This window comes from Pseudomonas sp. MYb327 (genome assembly GCF_040438925.1).
In the GTDB taxonomy this organism is placed as follows: Bacteria; Pseudomonadota; Gammaproteobacteria; order Pseudomonadales; family Pseudomonadaceae; genus Aquipseudomonas.
The window spans coordinates 4,985,556-5,007,307 of the sequence record NZ_CP159258.1 but is presented as its reverse complement, the minus strand read 5'-3'; the positions used below and the strand labels follow the sequence as shown (position 1 = coordinate 5,007,307).

Annotated in this window: 20 protein-coding genes; 11 read left to right on the top strand and 9 right to left on the bottom strand. The window is 59.5% G+C overall.

All coding sequences use genetic code 11. The features are described from left to right. Positions 1-29: 29 nt before the first annotated feature. On the bottom strand, positions 30-1,019 hold the full coding sequence (locus ABVN21_RS22530) for a sensor domain-containing diguanylate cyclase (protein WP_339553671.1): 990 nt from the start codon (positions 1,017-1,019) through the stop codon (positions 30-32). Positions 1,020-1,184: 165 nt separating this feature from the next. Next, positions 1,185-2,366, bottom strand: coding sequence for a delta-9 fatty acid desaturase DesA (desA, locus tag ABVN21_RS22525; protein WP_339553670.1), 1,182 nt, complete (start codon positions 2,364-2,366; stop codon positions 1,185-1,187). Positions 2,367-2,513: 147 nt separating this feature from the next. Here desA and dibA point away from each other — a divergent pair, with 147 nt between their 5' ends. From dibA to ABVN21_RS22495, 6 genes are all read left to right on the top strand, one after another. Next, entirely contained in the window at positions 2,514-4,415 is a 1,902-nt protein-coding gene (gene dibA / locus ABVN21_RS22520) for a phosphodiesterase DibA (protein ID WP_339553669.1), read from the top strand. Between the two features lie 320 nt (positions 4,416-4,735). Next, positions 4,736-4,918, top strand: coding sequence for a sulfur starvation response protein OscA (gene oscA / locus ABVN21_RS22515; protein ID WP_339553668.1), 183 nt, complete (start codon positions 4,736-4,738; stop codon positions 4,916-4,918). An 81-nt stretch (positions 4,919-4,999) separates the two neighbouring features. Beyond that, positions 5,000-6,013 carry a sulfate ABC transporter substrate-binding protein gene (locus ABVN21_RS22510; protein WP_339553667.1) on the top strand — a complete coding sequence of 338 codons (1,014 nt, stop codon included), beginning with the start codon at positions 5,000-5,002 and terminating at the stop codon, positions 6,011-6,013. 69 nt (positions 6,014-6,082) lie between these two features. Then, positions 6,083-6,901, top strand: coding sequence for a sulfate ABC transporter permease subunit CysT (cysT, locus tag ABVN21_RS22505; RefSeq protein WP_034148416.1), 819 nt, complete (start codon positions 6,083-6,085; stop codon positions 6,899-6,901). A gap of 12 nt (positions 6,902-6,913) precedes the next feature. Beyond that, positions 6,914-7,786 carry a sulfate ABC transporter permease subunit CysW gene (cysW, locus tag ABVN21_RS22500; RefSeq protein WP_084318326.1) on the top strand — a complete coding sequence of 291 codons (873 nt, stop codon included), beginning with the start codon at positions 6,914-6,916 and terminating at the stop codon, positions 7,784-7,786. 4 nt (positions 7,787-7,790) lie between these two features. Continuing rightward, positions 7,791-8,780 carry a sulfate ABC transporter ATP-binding protein gene (locus tag ABVN21_RS22495; protein ID WP_339553666.1) on the top strand — a complete coding sequence of 330 codons (990 nt, stop codon included), beginning with the start codon at positions 7,791-7,793 and terminating at the stop codon, positions 8,778-8,780. 112 nt (positions 8,781-8,892) lie between these two features. Here ABVN21_RS22495 and ABVN21_RS22490 read toward each other — a convergent pair whose 3' ends face one another. Continuing rightward, positions 8,893-9,414, bottom strand: coding sequence for an Mpo1-like protein (locus tag ABVN21_RS22490; protein ID WP_339553665.1), 522 nt, complete (start codon positions 9,412-9,414; stop codon positions 8,893-8,895). Between the two features lie 84 nt (positions 9,415-9,498). Here ABVN21_RS22490 and ABVN21_RS22485 point away from each other — a divergent pair, with 84 nt between their 5' ends. After that, the gene (locus ABVN21_RS22485; RefSeq protein ID WP_339553664.1) at positions 9,499-10,185 is read left to right on the top strand and encodes a Crp/Fnr family transcriptional regulator; all 687 of its coding nucleotides are present in this window, start codon (positions 9,499-9,501) and stop codon (positions 10,183-10,185) included. A gap of 157 nt (positions 10,186-10,342) precedes the next feature. Then, positions 10,343-10,708, top strand: a complete 366-nt coding sequence (locus ABVN21_RS22480; protein ID WP_339553663.1) for a response regulator — start codon at positions 10,343-10,345, stop codon at positions 10,706-10,708. 122 nt (positions 10,709-10,830) lie between these two features. On the opposite strand, the gene ABVN21_RS22475 is transcribed toward ABVN21_RS22480, so the two are convergent. Beyond that, on the bottom strand, positions 10,831-11,835 hold the full coding sequence (locus tag ABVN21_RS22475; RefSeq protein ID WP_339553662.1) for an AraC family transcriptional regulator: 1,005 nt from the start codon (positions 11,833-11,835) through the stop codon (positions 10,831-10,833). Between the two features lie 100 nt (positions 11,836-11,935). Between ABVN21_RS22475 and ABVN21_RS22470 the strand changes: the two genes are divergently transcribed. Next, entirely contained in the window at positions 11,936-13,009 is a 1,074-nt protein-coding gene (locus ABVN21_RS22470; protein ID WP_339553661.1) for a fatty acid desaturase, read from the top strand. Between the two features lie 118 nt (positions 13,010-13,127). Here ABVN21_RS22470 and ABVN21_RS22465 read toward each other — a convergent pair whose 3' ends face one another. The 3 genes from ABVN21_RS22465 to ABVN21_RS22455 are packed head-to-tail and all read right to left on the bottom strand — an operon-like array spanning position 13,128 to position 17,163. Further along, entirely contained in the window at positions 13,128-14,738 is a 1,611-nt protein-coding gene (locus ABVN21_RS22465) for an arylsulfatase (protein ID WP_339553660.1), read from the bottom strand. Positions 14,739-14,752: 14 nt separating this feature from the next. After that, positions 14,753-15,568: an ABC transporter ATP-binding protein gene (locus ABVN21_RS22460; RefSeq protein ID WP_339553659.1), complete on the bottom strand. Its 816-nt coding sequence runs from the start codon at positions 15,566-15,568 to the stop codon at positions 14,753-14,755. Continuing rightward, positions 15,565-17,163, bottom strand: a complete 1,599-nt coding sequence (locus ABVN21_RS22455; RefSeq protein WP_339553658.1) for an ABC transporter permease subunit — start codon at positions 17,161-17,163, stop codon at positions 15,565-15,567. The genes ABVN21_RS22460 and ABVN21_RS22455 overlap by 4 nt, the downstream gene beginning before the upstream one ends. A gap of 387 nt (positions 17,164-17,550) precedes the next feature. On the opposite strand from ABVN21_RS22455, the gene ABVN21_RS22450 reads away from it, so the two are divergent. Continuing rightward, entirely contained in the window at positions 17,551-18,564 is a 1,014-nt protein-coding gene (locus ABVN21_RS22450; protein ID WP_339553657.1) for an ABC transporter substrate-binding protein, read from the top strand. Between the two features lie 94 nt (positions 18,565-18,658). On the opposite strand, the gene ABVN21_RS22445 is transcribed toward ABVN21_RS22450, so the two are convergent. Beyond that, entirely contained in the window at positions 18,659-19,579 is a 921-nt protein-coding gene (locus ABVN21_RS22445; protein WP_339553656.1) for a LysR family transcriptional regulator, read from the bottom strand. Positions 19,580-19,761: 182 nt separating this feature from the next. Here ABVN21_RS22445 and ABVN21_RS22440 point away from each other — a divergent pair, with 182 nt between their 5' ends. Continuing rightward, positions 19,762-20,682: a TauD/TfdA family dioxygenase gene (locus ABVN21_RS22440; RefSeq protein ID WP_339553655.1), complete on the top strand. Its 921-nt coding sequence runs from the start codon at positions 19,762-19,764 to the stop codon at positions 20,680-20,682. 110 nt (positions 20,683-20,792) lie between these two features. Here the strand turns inward: ABVN21_RS22440 and ABVN21_RS22435 are convergent, their stop codons facing one another. After that, on the bottom strand, positions 20,793-21,737 hold the full coding sequence (locus ABVN21_RS22435) for a LysR family transcriptional regulator (protein WP_339553654.1): 945 nt from the start codon (positions 21,735-21,737) through the stop codon (positions 20,793-20,795). Positions 21,738-21,752 lie beyond the last annotated feature (15 nt).

The following is a 21,752-nucleotide window of genomic DNA, read 5'->3' as shown; positions in this document are numbered from 1 at the left end:
AGTAGTCCGGGATCGCTTGTGTTGGGCGGTCAGGCCGTAACGATCCGGTTCTTGCCTTCGCGTTTTGCCTGATACATCGCCGCGTCCGCACGGGCGAACAGGCTCTCGACGTTTTCATCCTCGTCGGTGAGGCTGGTCAGCCCCTGACTGACAGTGATGCCAAACGCTTGGCCGTCATGGCTGAATCTCAAGCGCTGGATCTCCCGTTGCACGCGCTCAGCCACTTGTAGGGCCAGGTCCGGCGTACAGCCCGGGAACACCGCTGCGAATTCCTCGCCGCCGATGCGTCCGAACAGATCGCCTCGGCGTAGCGCCGCGCGTCCGCCGTCGGCGATACGTTGCAACACACTGTCGCCTACCTGATGGCCGTAGGTGTCGTTGATCAGTTTGAAGTCATCGATGTCGATCATCAGGAACGACAGTGGCGTGCCTTGTTTTCGCGCCAGTTCGAACTCGCGGTGGGCGCCTTCGAAGAAGTGCCGGCGGTTGCTGCTCTGGGTCAGGGCGTCGGTCGTGGCCAAGCGCTGCAGCTCGCTTTCCATCTGTTTCTTGTCGGTGATGTCTTCGGCGATGCCGACAATGATCACTGGCTGCTCCGGCTCAACCTGGCGGTTGATGAAGCATTTGTCGCTGAGCCAGCGCACCTGACCGTCTGCGGCGATGATTCGATACTCGCGATCTTCCACGGCGCCTTTTTCCAGTACGTCCGCCAGACTGCGCTCGGCATATTCCAGGTCGTCGGGGTAAATGGCGTCGCGCCACTGGTTGTAGTCGGCCAGCAACAGATCGGCGGGACGGCCAAAAATCCGTTCATAGGCCGGGCTGACGTAAAGCACCTCGCGGGTTTCCAAGTTGAATGCCCAAAGCACCGCATTGACGCTGACCAACAGGGTGCTGAACAGCTGTTCGCGTTCACTCAGGCGCGCGACTTCCCCTTGGGCGTGCATCAGCGCCAGCAAGGTTTGCGCCGCTTCAGGCCATGACGGAAGGGATGAGTCTTGATGGTTTTGATTGACCATTTGCACAAATCTCAAAGGGCGTGCGCCGCTCTGGATTCGGAAGCGGCTACAACGAAGCCCGCCTGGAGGGCGAAGTGTCTTTGAGAGGAAGGATTTGCAGCGAAGTTCCCGTTATCTGTGGCGAGGGAGATTGCTCCCTCGCCACACGGCAGCCCTTCGATCGGGTCAGGCAGTCGGACGCAGTGAGTAGGTTTTGAGCTGGTCGGCGAAGTCACGCAAGGATTGAATCCCGCTCGCTTCGGCTTCGTGTACCCAATCCTTGATGGCTGCCAGCATGTCGTGACCATTCGAGCTGGTCTTGACCCAGATCTGCTGCAAGGCCAGGCGTTTTTCGTAAATTACCTTCAGCGCCTGGCTGTGCTCGAGCATGTTCTGGATGCGCACGTGGTGTTTGTCGTCCAGCAGGCTGGTTTCCCGCGAGAGCAAACGCTTGGCGCGGCGGAACTGGTGGCGGACCGAATGATCGACCTTGTCCAGCTCTTGCTTGACCAGCGGCCCGATCACCAATTTGCGGTACTGGGCCATGATCTGGAAGCGGTTGTTGAGGATCGCCATGGCGGTGTCCATGTCCAGGTTGCCCTTTCCTTCTACGCGATGGGCAATCGGCGCGACCCGCTGGACCTTGGCCAGGCGCAGGAAGCTGAACACTTGAATCCAGGCCCAGCCCAGGTCGAACTCCCACTTCTTCACCGACAGTTTTGCCGAGTTAGGGTAGGTGTGATGGTTGTTATGCAGTTCTTCGCCGCCGATCAGGATGCCCCAAGGCACCAGATTGGTCGCCGCATCGCGGCATTCGAAGTTGCGGTAGCCGATGGCATGGCCCAGGCCATTGACCACGCCGGCGGCCCAGACCGGGATCCACATCATCTGGATGGCCCAGATGGTGATGCCGATGGTGCCGAACAACAGCAGGTCGATGACGGCCATGATTGCCACGCCCAGCAAAGGGAAGCGGGTGTAGAGATTGCGTTCGATCCAGTCTTCCGGGCAGTTCTTGCCGTAGATGCGCAGGGTCTCGGGGTTTTCCGCTTCGGCGCGGTACAGCTCGGCACCTTTGCGTAGAACGGTAGACAAGCCCTTGATGACCGGGCTGTGCGGGTCGTCGACGGTTTCGCATTTGGCGTGGTGCTTGCGGTGGATAGCGGTCCACTCGCGGGTGTTCTGCGCCGTGGTCAGCCACAGCCAGAAACGGAAGAAATGCTTCAGGCCGGCATTCAGCTCAAGCGAGCGATGGGCCGAGTAGCGGTGCAGATAGACCGTGACGCCGACGATTGTCACGTGGGTCATCAGCAGGGTGACTGCCACCAGTGACCAGGGCGACAAGCCGAGAAAACCTTCGTACCACATAGGCTATAGGGCCCTCGATAAAGAAAAAAACAGCCGTTGCATTATCACTAAGCTCACAGATAAAACCAGTCGCCCTTTCAGATAAGAGTCGCTGGATGTGTCATTAACCTATAATCCCGTCTTTTATGTAGGGACATGGACAGCCTTATGTCTGCCAGCTATAGCGATGCCTTGCGTGCAGCGCTGCTTTACCTGTTGCTGTCTGTGATTTGGCTGCAGTTCAGTGGCTATTTATTGAACAAGTTCTTCGATGACTCGGCCGAGCTAATGCGCTGGCAACTGATCAACGGTTATGCCTGGGTGGTGTTGAGCGCCGTGTTGATCTTCATTGCCCGTGCGAGGTTGTTTCGGTGCCTCGGAATCGGTGCCAGGCTGCGCGAGCGCAGTGAGGACCGTGAGCGTCTGCGTCAGGCGGCTGCCGTGTTCGATTGCACTCGCGAAGGGGTGTTGGTCACCGATCACGAAGGATTGATCGTCCATGTCAACCGCGCCTTCATGGAGATCACCGGCTATCAAAGCGAAGAGGTGCTGGGTCAGCGGCCCAACCTGTTCAAGTCCGGTCATCACCCGCCGGCGTTTTACCAGGCGATGTTCGCGACCCTCGATAGCACCGGTGAGTGGAGCGGAGAAATCTGGAACCGCCGCAAAAGCGGCGAAATCTACCCGCAATGGCAGACCATCCGCATCATTCACGACGACAGGAGGCGGCGTAGCCATTACGTGGCGGTGTTTTCCGACATCAGCGCGATCAAGAATTCCGAACACGAACTGATGCACCTGGCGCACCACGATCCACTCACCGATTTGCCCAACCGCCTGCTGTTCACCGATCGCGCCGAACAGGCCTTGGCGTCGGCGCAGATTCACAAGCGCGGTTGTGCACTGCTGCTGATTGATCTGGATCACTTCAAGATGATCAATGACAGCCTCGGGCACCCTATGGGTGACCAATTGCTGAAGGCGGTAGCGCAACGCCTGAACGCCATGTTCGGACCGGGTATCACGCTGGCACGGCTGGGGGGCGATGAATTCGCGGTGCTCGCCGAAAGCTGCCCGCAACCGGGCCAAGCGGCGGCGCTGGCTCAACGAATCATCGACGGTTTGAAGGAGGCATTCTCGATCGATGAGCATCAGTTGTTTATCAACACCAGCATCGGCATCAGCCTGTTCCCCAGCGATGCGCTCAGCGCCGAGCAATTGTTGCGCAATGCCGACTCGGCGATGTTCAAAGCCAAGAGCGCTGGTCGCAACGGTTTTGCGCTTTATACCGAGGAGTTGACCGCCCATGCCCAACAGCGAGTGGAAATCGCATTTGAATTGCGTCGAGCCCTGGATTTGCAGCAGCTTCGGGTTTATTACCAGCCCGTCCATGACCTTCAAAGCAGTCGCGTGATCGGTGTCGAGGCACTGGTGCGTTGGGAGCATCCGCAGCGCGGCCTGGTGTCGCCGGCAGAATTCATACCCGTGGCCGAACGCACCGGGTTGATCGCCGAAATCGACGCCTGGGTGATGCAACAGGCGTGTCAGCAGATGTGCCAATGGCAACAGGATGGCGTGGTGTTGTCGTTTGTCGCGGTGAATGTGTCGTCGCGCCTGTTCGCCCGTCGTGAGTTGTATCAGCAAGTGGCGCAGGTGCTGCGTGAGACTGGTCTGGAGCCGGCATGTCTGGAACTGGAAGTCACCGAAAGTGCGGTGATGGAGGATCCGGAAGTCGCGCTTGAGCAAATGCACCGGTTGCGCGAATTGGGTGTGCGGCTGGCCATCGATGATTTCGGCACGGGGTATTCGTCCCTGCTGCGGCTCAAGCGTTTACCGGTGCAGAAGCTCAAGATCGATCAGGGCTTTGTCGCCGGGTTGCCGTGGGATGACGATGACGCGGCGATTGTGCGCGTGATCATTGCGCTGGCCAAGAGCATGGGGATGCAAGTGCATGCGGAGGGTATCGAGCAGGTCGAGCAGGCAGCATTTTTGCGGGAGCACGATTGTGATCTGGGCCAGGGATACTGGTTCGGGCGGCCGGTGCCAGCGTTACAACTGCATTGGTCCTAGACTTCAGAAATTCGCTGAATATCCCTTGTAGGCGCTGGCGTGCCAGCGATGGCTGCCTTGAGTTTGATGCACGGCTTAATGACCTGATCGCCAGCAAGCTGGCTCCTACAGGATGGTGTGTGCGCTGCAAGACCTTGCGCTCTAACGATTCGGCAGTCGCGCAATCCCCGCAAACCCTTGTCCCGCCAAATAATGTCTTCTGGTTATATAAACATTCTTAAATAGTCTTTTTAAGAATATCTGCGCCTCTCTACTATTGGTTCCACGCCGCAAGCAGTGCCGCCACTGCCAGGCAACCTCTCAGTCGAAGGAGCAGCACCATGAGCGCATCTCTACGTAGCGTTGACGGCCAGGACGAAGCAACCATCCTGCGTGAAATCCAGAGCGCCCTGCGCGACCTGCGGTTTGGCGCAGTGGAAATCACCGTGCACAACGCCCAGGTGGTCCAGATCGAACGCAAGGAAAAATTCCGCTTGCAGAACACGGGCAACAAACCGAGCTGAAGCGAAGAATCAAACCAACACCGCGATTCCAGAAGTCCATAAGAACTAGCCAATACAAATAGAATTCCAGGAGCTTTCACCATGTCGTCGATTCGCCATTTCGCTTTGGCCGCGCTGGCCAGTGCCCTTTTTGCTGGTTCCGCGGTTGCCAAGGATTACGAACTGCTCAACGTGTCGTACGACCCGACCCGCGAGCTGTATCAGGATTACAACGCCGAGTTCGTGAAGTACTGGCAGAAGGATCATGCCGGCGACAGCGTGAAGATCCAGCAATCCCACGGTGGTTCGGGCAAGCAGGGCCGAGCGGTCATCGACGGCCTGCGTGCCGACGTGGTGACCCTGGCTTTGGCCGGCGACATCGACGAAATCGCCAAGCTCGGCAAAACCCTGCCAGCCGACTGGCAGAAACGCTTGCCGGAAGCGAGCACCCCTTACACCTCCACCATCGTATTCCTGGTGCGCAAGGGCAACCCTAAAGGCATCAAGGACTGGGGCGACCTGGTCAAGAACGACGTATCGGTGATCACGCCGAACCCGAAAACCTCTGGCGGCGCACGCTGGAACTTCCTCGCCGCCTGGGCCTACGGACTGAAAGCCAACGGCGGTGACGAAGCCAAGGCCAAGGAATACGTGCAAACCCTGTTCAAGCACGTGCCTGTGCTGGACACCGGTGCCCGCGGTTCGACAATCACCTTCGTCAACAACGGTCAGGGTGACGTGTTGCTGGCCTGGGAAAACGAAGCCTTCCTGGCCCTGAAAGAAGATGGCGGCGCCGACAAGTTCGAGATCGTCGTGCCTTCGCTGTCGATCCTCGCCGAGCCGCCAGTGGCCGTGGTCGACAAGAACGCCGAGAAAAAGGGCAACGAGCAGATCGCCGAAGCTTATCTCAAGCACCTGTACAGCCCGGCCGGACAGGAAATCGCGGCGAAAAACTTCTATCGTCCACGTGACAAGGACGTGGCCGCCAAATACGCCCAGCAGTTCCCGAAACTGGACCTGGTGACCATCGACAAAGACTTCGGCGGCTGGAAAACCGCGCAGCCGAAATTCTTCAACGACGGTGGCGTGTTCGATCAGATATACCAGGCGCAGTAATCTTAAATAGCTATCAAGGAGCCCCGGATTTATCTTCGGGGCTTTGCGCATTCTCAACCAAGGACTTTTATGTCGCGTCGTATCTCCCCCGTCATACCCGGCTTCGGGCTGACGCTGGGCTACACCTTGGTGTACCTCAGCCTTATTGTGCTCATACCACTGGCGGCGATGTTCGTGCATGCCGCTCAACTCACCTGGGATCAGTTCTGGGCAATCATCTCGGCGCCACGGGTGCTGGCAGCGTTGAAGCTGAGCTTCGGCACCGCGCTCTACGCCGCCATCATCAACGGCATTATCGGCACGCTGCTGGCCTGGGTGCTGGTTCGCTACACCTTTCCCGGACGCAAAATCATCGATGCGATGATCGACTTGCCCTTCGCATTGCCTACTGCTGTGGCCGGTATCGCGCTGACCGCGTTGTACACCCCTACCGGTTTAGTCGGTCAGTTTGCAGCGGATTTGGGTTTCAAGATCGCCTACACCCCGCTCGGCATCACCCTTGCCCTGACTTTTGTGACACTTCCATTCGTAGTACGTACCGTACAGCCAGTATTGGCTGATATTCCGCGCGAAGTCGAAGAAGCAGCAGCGTGCCTGGGTGCCAAGCCGCTGCAGGTTTTCCGCCATATCCTGGTGCCGGCATTGCTGCCCGCGTGGCTGACCGGCTTCGCCCTGGCCTTTGCCCGTGGGGTCGGCGAGTACGGTTCGGTGATTTTCATCGCCGGCAACATGCCGATGAAAACCGAGATCCTGCCGCTGCTGATCATGGTCAAGCTAGACCAGTACGATTACACCGGCGCTACCTCCATTGGTGTACTGATGCTGGTGGTTTCTTTCATCCTGTTGCTGCTGATCAACTTGCTGCAGCGGCGCATCGAAACCCCATAAGGAGGCGCGAACATGTCCCAATCGTCTATTGCAGCTGCCTCCTCGGCCAATGCCGCCCGCCGTGGCAGCGCGACGTCGCGGCGCATCCTGATCGGCCTCGGCTGGCTGATTTTTGCGCTATTCCTGTTGCTGCCGCTGTTCATCGTGGTTTCCCAGGGCCTGAAGCTCGGCCTCGGTGCGTTCTTCGCCGCGATCTTCGAACCGGATGCCTTGTCCGCACTGAAACTCACGGTGATTGCCGTACTGATCTCGGTGCCGTTGAACCTGGTGTTCGGCGTCAGCGCCGCATGGTGTGTGAGCAAATACTCGTTCCGCGGCAAGAGCATGCTGGTCACGCTGATCGATCTGCCGTTTTCGGTATCTCCGGTGATCGCCGGTCTGGTCTACGTGCTGATGTTCGGCGCCCAAGGCCTGTTCGGGCCGTGGCTGCAGGATCACGACATCCAGATCGTCTTCGCCTTGCCGGGCATTGTGCTGGCGACGATTTTCGTCACCGTACCGTTCGTGGCGCGTGAACTGATCCCGCTGATGCAGGAGCAGGGCACCCAGGAAGAAGAGGCCGCGCGTTTGCTCGGGGCCAATGGCTGGCAGATGTTCTGGCACGTCACGGTGCCGAACATCAAATGGGGCCTGATCTACGGCGTGGTGCTGTGTACCGCGCGGGCCATGGGTGAATTCGGTGCGGTGTCGGTGGTTTCCGGGCACATTCGAGGGGTGACCAACACCTTGCCGCTGCACGTCGAGATCCTCTACAACGAATACAACCACGTGGCCGCGTTCGCCGTGGCGAGCCTGTTGCTGATCCTGGCGCTCTTCATCCTGCTGCTCAAGCAGTGGAGCGAAAACCGTATTAACCGCCTGCGCGCCAGCGCCGCGGAGGAATGATTTCATGTCGATCGAAGTGCGTAACGTCAGCAAGAATTTCAATGCGTTCAAGGCGCTGGACAACATCAGCCTGGACATCCAGAGCGGCGAACTCGTGGCGCTGCTTGGCCCGTCGGGCTGCGGCAAGACCACGCTGCTGCGGATCATTGCCGGCCTGGAAACCCCGGATCAGGGCAACATCGTGTTCCACGGCGAAGACGTCTCCGGTCACGACGTGCGTGATCGCAACGTCGGTTTCGTGTTCCAGCACTACGCCTTGTTCCGCCACATGACCGTTTTCGACAACGTCGCATTCGGCCTGCGGATGAAACCGAAAAACCAGCGCCCGAGCGAAAACCAGATCGCGACCAAGGTCCATGAACTGCTGAACATGGTGCAACTGGACTGGCTGTCGGATCGCTACCCGGAACAACTTTCCGGTGGCCAGCGTCAGCGGATCGCTTTGGCCCGAGCCCTGGCGGTTGAGCCGAAAGTGCTGCTGCTCGACGAACCGTTTGGCGCCCTCGACGCCAAGGTCCGTAAAGAGCTGCGCCGGTGGTTGGCGCGCTTGCATGAAGACATCAACCTGACGTCGGTATTCGTGACCCACGACCAGGAAGAAGCCATGGAAGTCGCCGATCGTATCGTGGTGATGAACAAGGGCGTGATCGAGCAGATCGGCTCACCGGGTGACGTTTATGAAAACCCGGCCAGCGATTTCGTTTATCACTTCCTGGGTGATTCGAACCGTCTGCATCTGGGCGAAGACAACCACGTGTTGTTCCGTCCGCACGAAGTGTCGCTGTCGCGGCATGAACTGGATGACCACCATGCGGCGGAGGTGCGGGATATCCGTCCACTGGGCGCAACGACGCGGGTGACGCTGAAGGTGGAAGGGCAGAGTGATCTGATCGAGGCCGAAGTGGTGAAGGATCACGACAGCCTGATCGGGTTGGCGAAGGGCGAGACGCTGTTCTTCAAGCCGAAAGTCTGGCAGAAAGTCGCCAACATCTGACGATGAAGCCCTGTAGGAGCTGGCTTGCCAGCGATCAACGATAACGCGGTGTGTCATGTGCACCGCTATCGTCGGATCGCCGCCCGCAGCTAGCCGGCGCCTACAGATTCCGTCAAACCGCAGCGTTTTTGTGATTGACCCGCACGCCCCCGGCCCGCGCCTCGATCTGCTCTTTCAGCTCATGCCGCATTCCCAGCATGAACGCCAGCTCAACCACCACAAACAACGGCCCGACAATCAACCCCGTCACATCATCGACGAACGCCGGTTTGCGTCCTTCATAGTGATGGCCGACAAACTGAATCGCCCAACCGATCACAAACATCGCCACACCACTGCTCAACCAGACCAGCGTGCTTTGTTGCGCCAATACCTGACCCGCCCAGATACACAGCCCCAGTAGCACCGTCATCAGCACCCCCAGGCGAAGCTCCAGACGCAGGTAGAACCACGCCGACGCCAGCGCGACCAGCATCGCCGGTGAAAGCCAGCCCCCGGCCCATTGCGGACGCGACAGCAGCACCGCCACTGCCACCACAATTAACGGGATACCAATGAAGTGCGTGGCGATGTTGCGCGGATCACGGTGGTAGGCGGCGTACTGACTCAAATGGTCAACGAGGCTTTTTTTCATTGTTATTCCTCCTGTAGGGTGAACGATCATGCCTTGGGGCCCATTCGTGCTCTGTCAGCCAGGCGACAATCTCTAGGAGTTTTCATGGATATGCAGGTCTGGCGTCCACGCCTTATGCGCGGTCAGTGGTTCAGCCATTTGCCTGTTTCCCTACAGGATAGTCTGCTGTCCGCCGCCAGGGTGCGGCAGTTGTCGGCGGGGCAGCGCTTGTTCCAGCGCGGCGATCCGCCCTGTGGTCTGTACGCGGTACTCGAAGGCGCGGTGCGCATCGGCGCCGTGAATGAACATGGGAAAGAGGCATTGTTGAGCCTGGTGGAGCCGCCCCACTGGTTCGGCGAAATCTGCCTGTTCGATGGCCAGCCGCGTACCCACGATGCGTTCGGACTTGGCCCATGCACGCTGTTGCACATCCCGCAAACCACGTTGCTGGCGATGCTCGACGACCAACCGGCGCACTGGCGGCAAATGGCGTTGCTAATGAGTCAGAAACTGCGCCTGACCTTCATCAATCTTGAACAGCTGAGCCTGATGCCGGCGCCGACACGGCTGGCGCATCGCTTGCTGATGATCGCCGAAGGTTATGGCGAAATCGACGAGCCGCGCCGCGTCTTGCAACTGCCGCAGGAGCAGCTTGCTTCGTTGTTGTCGCTGTCACGGCAGACCACTAACCAGATCCTCAAGGATTTGCAGGGGCAAGGGATTTTGAAGTTGGGGTATGGCGAGATTGAGATCCTTGATGTGCAGCGGTTGCGAGCATTGGTTGTGGTTTGAGCGGCATCCCGTAGGCGCCGGCTTGCTAGCGATCAATGTTCAAATGGGTGGCGATTCCAGGGCCGTCATCGCTGGCAAGCCAGCGCCTACAGGGGAATAAAGATGGGCTTTACCCGCAAACGCGCCTAGCCTGTGCTGACGTTAATCGAGGTGTGCCATGCGTGTGTTGCTAGTGGAAGACGAACCCGAACTCGCCCAACTTCTGGCCAATGGCCTGAGTGAGGCCAGTTTTGCGGTGGATGTAGCGGTCCATGGCATGGACGGGCGGCGATTTATCGAGGACGGCACATACGAGCTGATCATCCTCGACGTCATGCTGCCGGGGCTCAACGGTTGGCAGCTGCTGCAACAGATCCGCAAGCTCGGCGACACGCCGGTGCTGTTTCTCACCACTACCGATGGCATCGAAGATCGCCTGCGCGGTTTGGAGTTGCATGAGGATGATTACTTGCTCAAGCCATTTGCCGTGAGTGATTTGGTGAAGCGGGCGCGCAAGTTGTTGCGGCGCGGTCAGGGTCGCTGAATCCTGTGGTGTTTGAACAATCGCTATCGCTGGCAAGCCAGCTCCTACAGTTTTTTGGTGAACGACACAAATCCGTAGGAGCTGGCTTGCCAGCGATGAGGCCAGTCTGTCCAGCGAAAAACTCAGCGCAACCCATCCCGAAACTGCCCAGGCGTCATCCCGGTCCAGCGCTTGAACGCGCGGCTGAAACTGCTGGTATCGGCAAACCCCAGTAAATAACTGATCTCACTCAACGAGCATTGCGGATCGCGCAGGTGCAGCAGCGCGAGGTTTTCGCGGCTTTCGTTGAGCAGCGTATCGAACCGACAACCCTCATCCGCCAAGTGCCTTTGCAGGCTGCGCAGGCTCAGGTGCAGGGCCTTGGCGATGTGTTCGGCGCTGGGTTCGCCTTCGGGTAATTGCTCTTCAATGGCGTCGCGTACCTTGCGCTCCCACGTCAGCGGCTTGAGTTGCGCCAGGGTGCGCTTGAGCACGGCTTCGTTGTGTTCGGCCAGCTCCGGGTTGGCGTCGTCCAGATGACTGTCGAAATCCACCAGCGCGAATTCCAGCCGGTCTTCACCCGCGGCGAAGTACACCGGCGAGCGAAAGACTTTGTGCCATTGGTGAGGGTCTTCAGGTTCAGGTCGACGCAGGTATACGGCCAGCGGGGCGTAGTCGCGACCCAGGCGATTGCGACAGGTGCGTACGTAAATCGCCACGAAGGCGTCGATGGCCTCGAAGGCCGGTGCCGGGTTGCCCTGGGGGATTTTCAGGCTGAAGCAGTAGCGGTCTTCGGTGCGGGTCAACTCCAGTTCCAGCGCATCGCTGACCACCTGGTGATAACGCACGATGCGCTCGAAAACTTCTCGCAAACTGCCGCTGGCCACCAGCGCATAACCCAGCGCATGAAAGGTCGTAGGGCTGACGAAGCGCGAGACTCGCAGGCCTATTGCCGGGTCGCCGCTGACCTGCACCGCGATTTCCCACAGGCGCGTGGTGCCGGACAACGGGTAACGGGCGTTCGGGTCGTCCATCAGTTGCGGGTCGAGCCCGGCTTGCTGGCACAGGGCGGTGCTGTCGAGGCCCAGGGCGTCGAGTTGCTTGCGCAGGGCGCGGGTCCAGCTGGCGAGGGAGGTCGGTTCAGTCATGCTGATTGGCGCTTCCGGTCAACAGGTTGGCGTTCTTGGCTGCCGCTTCGGGTGTGTGAAACAGGCAGGATGCGAACATCAATAACCAGAGGATGGAAGCATGCAAGGTACTTCTGCAAGTCCCCAGCGACTGAATGCCGCTCAGCGATCAGCCCATATTCGCGAAGTGGTGCTGGCCAAGGGCGTCGAGCTGCGCCAGCGCTACCCGGTTCTCAGGCATCAGGACGCCTTGGGCGCGGGGATTCTGGCCTTTGCACTGACCGGGATGGTCGGTTCGGCGGCGCTCTACATCGAGGGCTTCATGGCCTGGTGGGCGTGCTTGCTGCTTAACGCTTTCTTCGCCTCGCTGACCCACGAGCTCGAGCACGACCTGATCCATAGCATGTACTTCCGCAAGCAGCGCGTGCCGCACAACCTGATGATGGGACTGGTCTGGCTGGCACGCCCGAGCACGATCAACCCGTGGATTCGTCGTCATCTGCACCTCAATCACCACAAGGTCTCCGGTTCCGAAACCGACATGGAAGAGCGCGCGATCACCAACGGCGAGCCTTGGGGTTTCGCGCGGTTGCTGATGATTGGCGACAACATTATGTCGGCGTTCATTCGCATGCTCAGGGCGCCAACCTGGACGCGCAAAATCAGCATCGTCCAGCGCACCCTCAAGGTCTATGCGCCGCTGGCGCTAATGCACTGGGGCGCGTGGTACGTGTTCCTCGGCTTCCATGCCGCGAACGGCATTGCGTATTTGATGGGTGCGCCGATCGAATGGTCAGCGACCACGCTGTCGGTGATGAACGTGATCGATATCGCGGCGGTGGTGATTATCGGCCCGAACGTACTGCGCACGTTCTGCCTGCACTTCATCAGCTCGAACATGCATTACTACGGCGATATCGAGCCGGGGAACGTAATGCAGCAGTGCCAGGTGCTGAACGCGTGGTGGCTGTGGCCGTTGCAGGCGTTCTGCTTCAACTTCGGCAGCAGCCACGGGATTCATCACTTTGTGGTGAAGGAACCGTTTTACATCCGCCAGATGACCGTGCCGGTGGCGCATAAGGTGATGCGGGAGATGGGGGTGCGGTTTAATGATTTGGGGACGTTTGGGCGAGCGAACCGGTTTGTGCGTGGGGAAGTCGTTCAGGGGCAGGCTGTAGAGGGTGCGCGGGTCTGACGGCCTCATCGCTGGCAAGCCAGCTCCTACAGTGGTGCGGTGTTGAATACAAAAAATTGTGTACAACACCGATCCGGTAGGAGCTGGCTTGCCAGCGATAGCAATCTTTCAGACAAAATCAATCCGGCTGAAACGGCGACTCACTCAAAATCACCCCGGTCTCATCCACATATTTCTGCCAATGCTCGATCAGCAGGTTGAGCTTTTCTGGCTGGCTCGACGCCAGATCATGAATCTCGCCCGGATCACTGCCCAGATCATAAAGCTGCCAGGTCGCAGGTCCCACCGGCCCCGGAATGTACACCGCTTTCCATTGCCCCTGACGAATCGCCCTGCGTCCAAACAATTCCCACCCCGTCACGGTGTGCTCGTCATGCACCTGCGCCGTTTCACCCGACAAAAATCCCAGCCACGACTTCCCGCGCAACTCCGCTACTGGTTTGCCGCGCCACTGATTGCCCGGATGACGCACGCCGGCCAGGTCGAGAATGGTCGGTGTGATGTCCATTACCGTGCCAAACCCATGGCTGATCTGCCCCTTGAGCGGCAGTTGCGGGTAGTGCACCAGCGCGGGTACACGAATGCCGCCTTCGGTGGTGAATGCCTTGAACAGCCGCGAAGGCGCGGTCGCCACTTGCGCCCAGTTCGGCCCGTACCAGACATAGGAGTTGGCGCGACCAATGTTGTCCAGGCTGTTGTCGTAATGTTGATTGAGGTAAGTCAGCAGTTCCGGGCCGAATTTCGGGAAGGCTTCCAGCAGCGCACCTTCGGCGCCGTTATCGGACATGAACAGAATGAACGTGTTGTCCAGCTGCCCTTGGTTGCGCAGGTAGTCGACGACGCGGCCGATGTTCCAGTCCATGCGCTCGACCATCGCCGCATACACCTCCATGGCCCGTGCGGAAATCTGCCGTTGCTCGTCGCTCAAGGCGTCCCATTGAGCACTGAGCTGGATCAACGGATGCGGCTCGACATCCGCCTCGATCAGTCCCAAGGCCTTGAGTTTTTCCAGGCGTTCCAGGCGCAGCACTTCCGGACCGGCGTCATAGCGACCGCGATATTTCTCGACCACATCGGCAGGCGCCTGCAACGGCCAGTGCGGTGCGGAAAACGGCAGGTAAGCGAAGAACGGCCGGGTCTGATCGCGCTCCTTGAGGTAATGCAGCAACTTGTCGCCGAAGGCATCTGAGGAATAGAAATCCTTCGGCAGCTCATCGATGAATTGATCGTCTTCAATGTACAGCGCCGGGGTAGATTTCAGCAGTCTGGGCGTCTGTTCATCGTAGGTCGGCTCGAAGCCGTAATGGTTGGCGGCGCCGGGCAGCAGCGAAAACGAGCGCTCGAACCCCCGCGCATGGGGCGCCAGTTCGGCGGTCAGGCCCAGATGCCACTTGCCGCTCATCAAGGTCTGGTAACCGGCCTCGCGCAGCAGCTCGGGCAAGGCGACGACGCGGTCGTTCAGATGACCTTCATAGCCGGGTTTGCCGATCAGTTCCGGGGTCAGGGCTTCGGCCATGGTGCCAATGCCGGCAATGTGGTGATCGGTGCCGGTCAGCAGCATCGAACGCGTCGGCGAGCAGGTCGGTGCGGTGTGGAAATCGGTCAGGCGCAGGCCGTTGTTGGCCAAGGCATCAAGGTTCGGCGTGGCGATTTCACCACCGAATGCACCGATATCCGAGAAGCCCAGGTCATCGGCCAGAATTACCAGAAAGTTGGGACGTTGTGGCATCAAGAATCTCCTGTTCAGCAGGCAATGAAGGACAGCGGCAAATCACGCACCTGTACCGCAACGGGCGGTTGGTAGTGGTCGTCGCTGGTGAGTTCGTGCAGCAGTTCTTCGCGCAGTTGATGGAAGTCAAAACTGCTGCGCTGGCGTGGATGGGGCAGGGCGATGTCGACCACTTGCTTGATGCGTCCGGGACGCGGCTCCATGACCACCACGCGGTCGGCGAGAAAGATCGCTTCCTCGACGTCGTGAGTAACCAGAATCGTGGTGATTTTTGCCCGCGCGCGAATCGCCAATAATTCGTCCTGCATCTGTTGACGGGTCAGGGCATCGAGGGCGCCGAAGGGTTCGTCCAGCAGCAGAATCCGTGGGCTGGCCACCAGGCCCCGAGCGATCGCCACCCGTTGTGCCATGCCGCCGGAGAGCTGGTGTGGATAGGCGCGGGTGAAATCGCGCAGGCCCACCAGATCAATGAAATCGTTGATGCGTTTTTGTTTTTGCCCGGCGCTCAACGGCTCGTTGACCAAGCCCAGGCCGATGTTGTCGGCCACCGTCAGCCAAGGGAACAAACGGTGTTCCTGAAAAACGATGCCGCGCTCGCCACCGATGCCGGTGACCGCTTTGCCATCGACGCTGATCTTCCCGCGAAACTGCGTATCGAGTCCCACCAGCAGCCGCAGCAAAGTGGATTTTCCACAGCCGCTGGAGCCGACGATGGCGACGAATTCACCCTCGGCGATGTCCAGGTTGAATTCGCGAATGGCCTCCAGCTCAAAGCCATCGACGTCGAAGGATTTGCCCACGTGGTTGAAGCTGACTATCGGTGTGTTCATGCGTGTCTCCAGCGGGTTGCGCGGATTTCCAGGCGTTGGCCAATGAGGTTGAGCAGGGCGCCCGTAAGGCCGACCAGCAACATGCCGGCCATAATCAGGTCCATGCGCAGCAGTTGTTGGGCGCCGATCATCTGGCTGCCGATGCCGCCGTTGGACGGCATGAAATATTCAGCGCCGATGGTGCCCAGCCAGGCATAGATCAGGCTCAGCCTGAGCCCGGCGAAAATCCCTGGTGCGGCCCCTGGCAGCACCAGTCGGCCGAGACGTTGGCGCAGGTTCAGGCGCAGCACTTGAGCGGCCTCGTTCAGGTGCGGCGAAAGGTTGGCGACGCTGCGTTGGGTGGCGATGAATAACGGGAAAAACGCGGCAAGGGCGACGAACACCCACTTGGCCAGTTCCCCCAGTCCGAACCATGCGGTGAGCAGCGGCACCCAGGCGAAAATCGCAATCTGACGCAGCGCGGCGAGAGTCGGGCCGATTAGTCGTTCGCAGGTCCGCGACAGTCCGAGCAACAGCCCCAAGGCAAAGCCGAGACCACCGCCGAGCAACAAGCCACCGAGGGTACGACCCAAGCTCAGGGCCATGCCGCTGATCAGCGTGCCGTCTCGCAAACCGTTGTAGGCGGTTTCCAAAACAGCCAACGGGCTGACCAGAATGTTGACATCGACCCATTGCTGATTCGTCGCCAATTGCCACAACGACAGCAACGCCAACGGCAGCAACCAGGGTTGAGCGCGGTGCCAGCCTTGATAGTGCGGGCCACGGCGGATTTCGGCTGTGGCGGGATGCGGCCAGTGCACCAGTTTTTTATCCAGCAGGCCGATACCGCGATCCATGGCCACGCCGATCAAACCGATCACGACGATGCAGACGAATACGATGTCGAGCATGAACAACTGTCGCGCCCAGACCATCAAGTAGCCGATGCCTTCGCTGGAGGCGAGCAGTTCGACAGCAAGCAATGAGGTCCAGCCTGCAGCCAGCGCCAGGCGTACACCGGCCATGAAGGCCGGCAGTGCAGCGGGCAGGACGAGGCGACGGATCAGCAATCGTGGAGGCAGACGCAGCACCGCAGCCGCTTCGCGCAGCCTGGGTTGCGCATCACGCACGCCGACCAATGTGTGCAGGGTTACGGGCACCACGATGGCCTTGATCAGCACCACCAGTTTCAACACTTCGCCGATGCCGAAAAACACCATGAACAGCGGTATCCACGCCAGTGTCGGGATTTGCGACAACCCGGCGAATGTCGGGAACACCAGGCGTTCGAGCGTGCGGTTGAAACCCAGCGTCGCGCCCAATATCGCACCCGCCGTGATCCCGGCGAACAGTCCCCAGGACAGGCGTTGCAGGCTGATCCACAAATGGCTCCATAACTCGCCTTGGGACAGTTCAACGGCGCTGTTCCAGACCAACGACGGCGCGGGCAGGATTTGCTCGCTCATCCATTGATTGCGGCTGGCCAGCCACCACAGCGCAAACAAGCTTAGTGGCAGCAGCCAGGGCAAAAGCCGCTGGCTCAACGTTGGCCAGAGTCGCCGACCGTTGAGGGGTGGCGCAGCCAGCGGCAGGTTGAGCAGGGAAACACGGGCCATGGGCGACCTCCGATGTCGGATAGCGAGCGTTATAAACAACGCAAATCCCTGTAGGAGCTGGCTTGCCAGCGAGGCGGTGTGTCTGACCGACTTTGGTGGTCCGGGATCGCTGGCAAGCCAGCTCCTACAGATATGTGTTTTTGATCTATTAAATTTACTATCAATGCTATTGAGAGATAAGAGAGACCATTTAAGGCTTCCAGCCCAAACGCATCCAATGCATTCGAAGAATATTTTTGATGCTGGTTATGCATACCGCTCCACGGGGCCTGTATTTGTTCGCTTAGCTCAAAAAGCTATAAAAATGTGAATTTATAGTATTTAAGTGCTGGACAAGTTTGAGCCTACTTTCTGCTCCTCAACGCCGTCGCCACCAGGAGCCGCCCCATGAACATTCCCTTTAAACGAGTCATCAGCCTGTTCGCCGTACCAGCCTTGGCAGGCTTGTTGGCATTCAGCGCACAGGCGGACGAACTCAAGGAAATCCGCATCGCCGTGCCGGATCTAAGCGCCGGAACCCAGCACAGCGGTGGCGGCGTGGTTGATGTGCTGCGCGACCAACAGATCTACGAAAAGGCCTTCGCCGATCAGGGCATCAAGATTCAGTGGAATTTCTTCAAAGGCGCAGGCCCTGTGATCAATGAAGCCTTCGCCAATGATCAGGTTGACCTGGCGTACCTCGGCGACCTCGCAGCCATCATCGGCAAATCCAATGGCCTGGATACGCGGGTGCTGAGCGCTTCGGCACGCGGGATCAAGCACTACCTCGGCGTGGTGCCCGGTTCGGGGATCAAGACCCTGCAGGACCTCAAAGGCAAACGCGTGGCGATCTTTCGCGGCACCGCCAGCCAGTTGTCGTTCGATGCGGCGCTGGCCAGCCAGGGTTTGAGCGAGAAGGACTTGAAAGTCATCAACCTGGATTTCAGTGGTGCGATTGCGGCGCTCGCTGCCAAGCAAATCGATGCGTCGTGGGGCGGTTCGAATTTGACGGCGTTGCAAGCCAAAGGGCTGGCCGAGTTGCCGCTCAGCACCAAGGATCTGAATGGCGCGGGCAGCGTTCAGGCGGTGTTGGTGGGCAATGGCAAGTTTGTCGACGAGCACCCGGAGGTGGTGGCGAAACTGCTGAAGGCTCAGCAGCAAGCGGTGCAATGGCTGACCCAGGACAGTAACAAGGACGCATACATTCAGTTGGTGTCGGGGCTGGCGAGTTATCCGCCGGTGATTCTTACCCAGGATTTGAAGGATCAGAAATTGAGCGAGGTTTTCCCGTCGACCCTGGACCCGGTGTTTCTCGGCAAATTGCAGGATGCAGTGGACCTGGCTTCGCAGCAGAAGCTGATTCGCAAACCGTTCAAGGTGAGTGATTGGGTGGCGCCTGAATTGGCGGCGGCCAAGCTCTGAATCGTCGGCGTCTGAGCGGACGCCATCGCTGGCAAGCCAGCTCCTACGGTGGCGCGGTGATCCTTGTAGGAGCTGGCTTGCCAGCGATGAGGCCCTAAACCGCGACGGCAATCTGCTGCTTGTCGACCGCCACCAACACCTCGATCATCGCCCGCGCCGCCGGCGACAACCTGTACCCGGTGCGACTGACGATCCCGCAGCGGGCATTCATGCTCTCGATGTTCTGCGGCAGATTGCGCCAGTGCAACAGCGCTAGCGAACCCTGGGCGATGTCCTCGACGAACGCCTCCTCTGTGCCCACGCCAATCGCATTTGATTGCAGCACGATTTTCACCAGCGCCGGAAAGTGCTCGGTCTCGATGGTCGGGGCAAAGTCCATGCGCCCGCTAAGGTTTGCCAGCAGTTTGCGGATGCCCGGCGGGATCAGCGTGGTCGCCAGCGGGTAGTCGAACATGTCGTTGGTTGACAGGCTTTCCTTGGCCAGCAGCGGATGCCCGGGGCGGCAGAAAAACACCCCACGCTTGGGCGTCAGGGCCTGGGTCTGGAAGTTCGGGTCGGCCTCGAAATGGCGGATGTCGGCGATGAAGAATTCGATCTCCTCACGGCTCAGGGCGCGGCTCAGCTTTTCCCAGTTATCCACTTCGAAACAGGTGCGCACTTTCGGGTGCGCGTTGATGAATTGCGCCACCGCATCCGGCACCAGTTTCACCGCCGGGGCGGGACCGCAACCGAAGCGCAACTCACCGGCGTCGAGCTTGGTCATCTGCGTCACTTCGGCGTTGAGCAACGCCGCGCCTTGCACCAGGCTGCGCGCGTGTTGCAACACCACCAGGCCTTCGGGTGTCGGGCGCAAATCCTTGTTGCCACGGTCCACCAGCACGCAGCCGAACTCTTGCTCCAACCCCTGGATACTGCGGCTGAACGCTGGTTGAGTGATGCCCATGGCGTCCGCCGCACGGACAAAACTGCGGTGTTCGTTGAGGGCGATGAAGTAACGCAACTGGCGAAGATCCATATGCTTTCCCGGCATCCTAAAAATAGCTCGAAGGCATTTGCGACGAGGGTTGGTTGAGGTTTTAAATGCAAGCTCTTATTCCGTCAACGAAGCATGCGAATATCTATTAGATCTAAAGTGAATATAGATAGAGCGTTGTTTCGCTGCCGCCAACCGTCAGCAGTCCGATCGAGGGTCTACCCATGAGCAATGCCGCTTTAGCTGTAAAACCCGCTGTTCACGCGCTTGAAATCCATCCGGTGGCCGGTCGGATTGGTGCCGAGATTCGTGGCGTGAAACTCTCCGGTGAACTGGACGCCACCACCGTTGAAGCGATCCAGCAGGCGCTGGTGCAGTACAAAGTGATTTTCTTCCGCGAGCAGGCCCACCTCGACGATCAGAGCCAGGAAGCCTTCGCCCACCTGCTCGGCGAACCCGTGGCACACCCGACCGTGCCGGTTCGTGACGGCACGCGTTTTCTGCTGGAGCTGGACGGTGCCCAAGGCCAGCGCGCCAGCTCCTGGCACACCGATGTGACCTTCGTCGACGCCTACCCGAAGGCCTCGATCCTGCGCTCGGTGGTGGCACCGGCCGCCGGTGGCGACACCGTGTGGGCCAACACCGCCACGGCTTACAACGAACTGGCGCCGGAACTGCGCGAGCTGGCGGACAAACTCGTGGCAGTGCACAGCAACGAATATGACTACGCGGGCGGCAAGCCCGACGTGTCGGAGGAGAAGCTGGAGCGCTACCGCAAGATCTTCACCTCGACGGTCTACGAGACCGAGCATCCGGTGGTTCGCGTGCACCCGATCAGCGGTGAGAAAAGCTTGCTGCTGGGGCATTTCGTCAAGCGCATCAAAGGTTATTCCCAGGCCGATTCGGCGCACCTGTTCGGCCTGTTGCAAAGCCATGTCATCCGCCAGGAAAACACCGTGCGCTGGCGCTGGAAGGCCGGTGATGTGGCGATCTGGGATAACCGCTCCACCCAGCATTACGCGGTGGATGACTATGGCACCCAGGATCGGGTGGTGCGCCGCGTGACGCTCAAGGGTGAGGTGCCGGTTGGGGTGGCGGGGCAGCGTAGTCAGACGGTGAAGGGGCCGGATATCGGCGGCGTCTGATCGGATGCAATCGCTGGCAAGCCAGCTCCTACAGAGGGGCGGTGCTGGACACAATGGATGTGAACAACACAAAACCCTGTAGGAGCTGGCTTGCCAGCGATAGCGGTGGATCAGACAGCCAGATATTCCAGCGAACATACCTCTTCATCCTGCGCATCAACCTCCTTGATCTGCGCAATCATCGCCTCGGCCAGCGGTGACAACCGATACCCCGCGCGGCTGACAATTCCGTAGCGGGTGTAGAGCTCTTCCAGGTCATCCGCCAACCCATCGATCTTCAAACGCACCAGCTCACCCTTGGCGTTATGCAGCGCATCGGAATAATCGCCGACGATGCCAATCGCATCCGAACGCAACACCACGCCGAGCAGGCTGTAGCTGTTTTCGCATTCCACATTGGGTGTGAAGTCCGGTCTGCCGCTCAGGTCGACGATGACTTTGCGCAGGTTTGGCGGGCGAATGGTGACGGCCATCGGATAGCTCATCAATTGCGCGGCATTGACGCTTTCATGTGCGGCCAGTGGATGCCCGGCGCGGCAGCAGAAATGCCATTTGCGCGGACGCAGACGCTGGGTCAGGTAGTCCGGGTCTGCCTCGAACTGCCGGGTGTCGGCGACGAAAAATTCGAACTCTTCGCTCAACAGACGCTTGCTCAAGCTCTGCCAGTCATCCACCTGAAACTGCACCCGGGCCTTGGGGTAGTGGCCGATGAAGCTGCCGATCGCCCGTGGGATCAATCCCGCCGCTGGCGCCGGGCCGCAGCCGAAGCGCAATTCGCCAGCCTCCAGGCCGTTGAACTGGCTGATCTCGTTGGCCATCTGTTGCGCGCCGCTGACCAGCCGCCGGGCGTGTTCGAGCAGCACCTGGCCCTGTTTGGTCGGGGCCAGATCCTTGCGCCCGCGATCCACCAACTGACAACCGACGCTGTGCTCCAGCGCCTGGATGCTGCGACTGAACGCCGACTGCGACAGGTTCACGGCCATGGCGCCCGCGACGAAGCTGCGTTGGTCGGCGAGGGCGATGAAGTGGCGGAGCTGGCGCAAATCGATATGCATTTTTCACATAAAAAA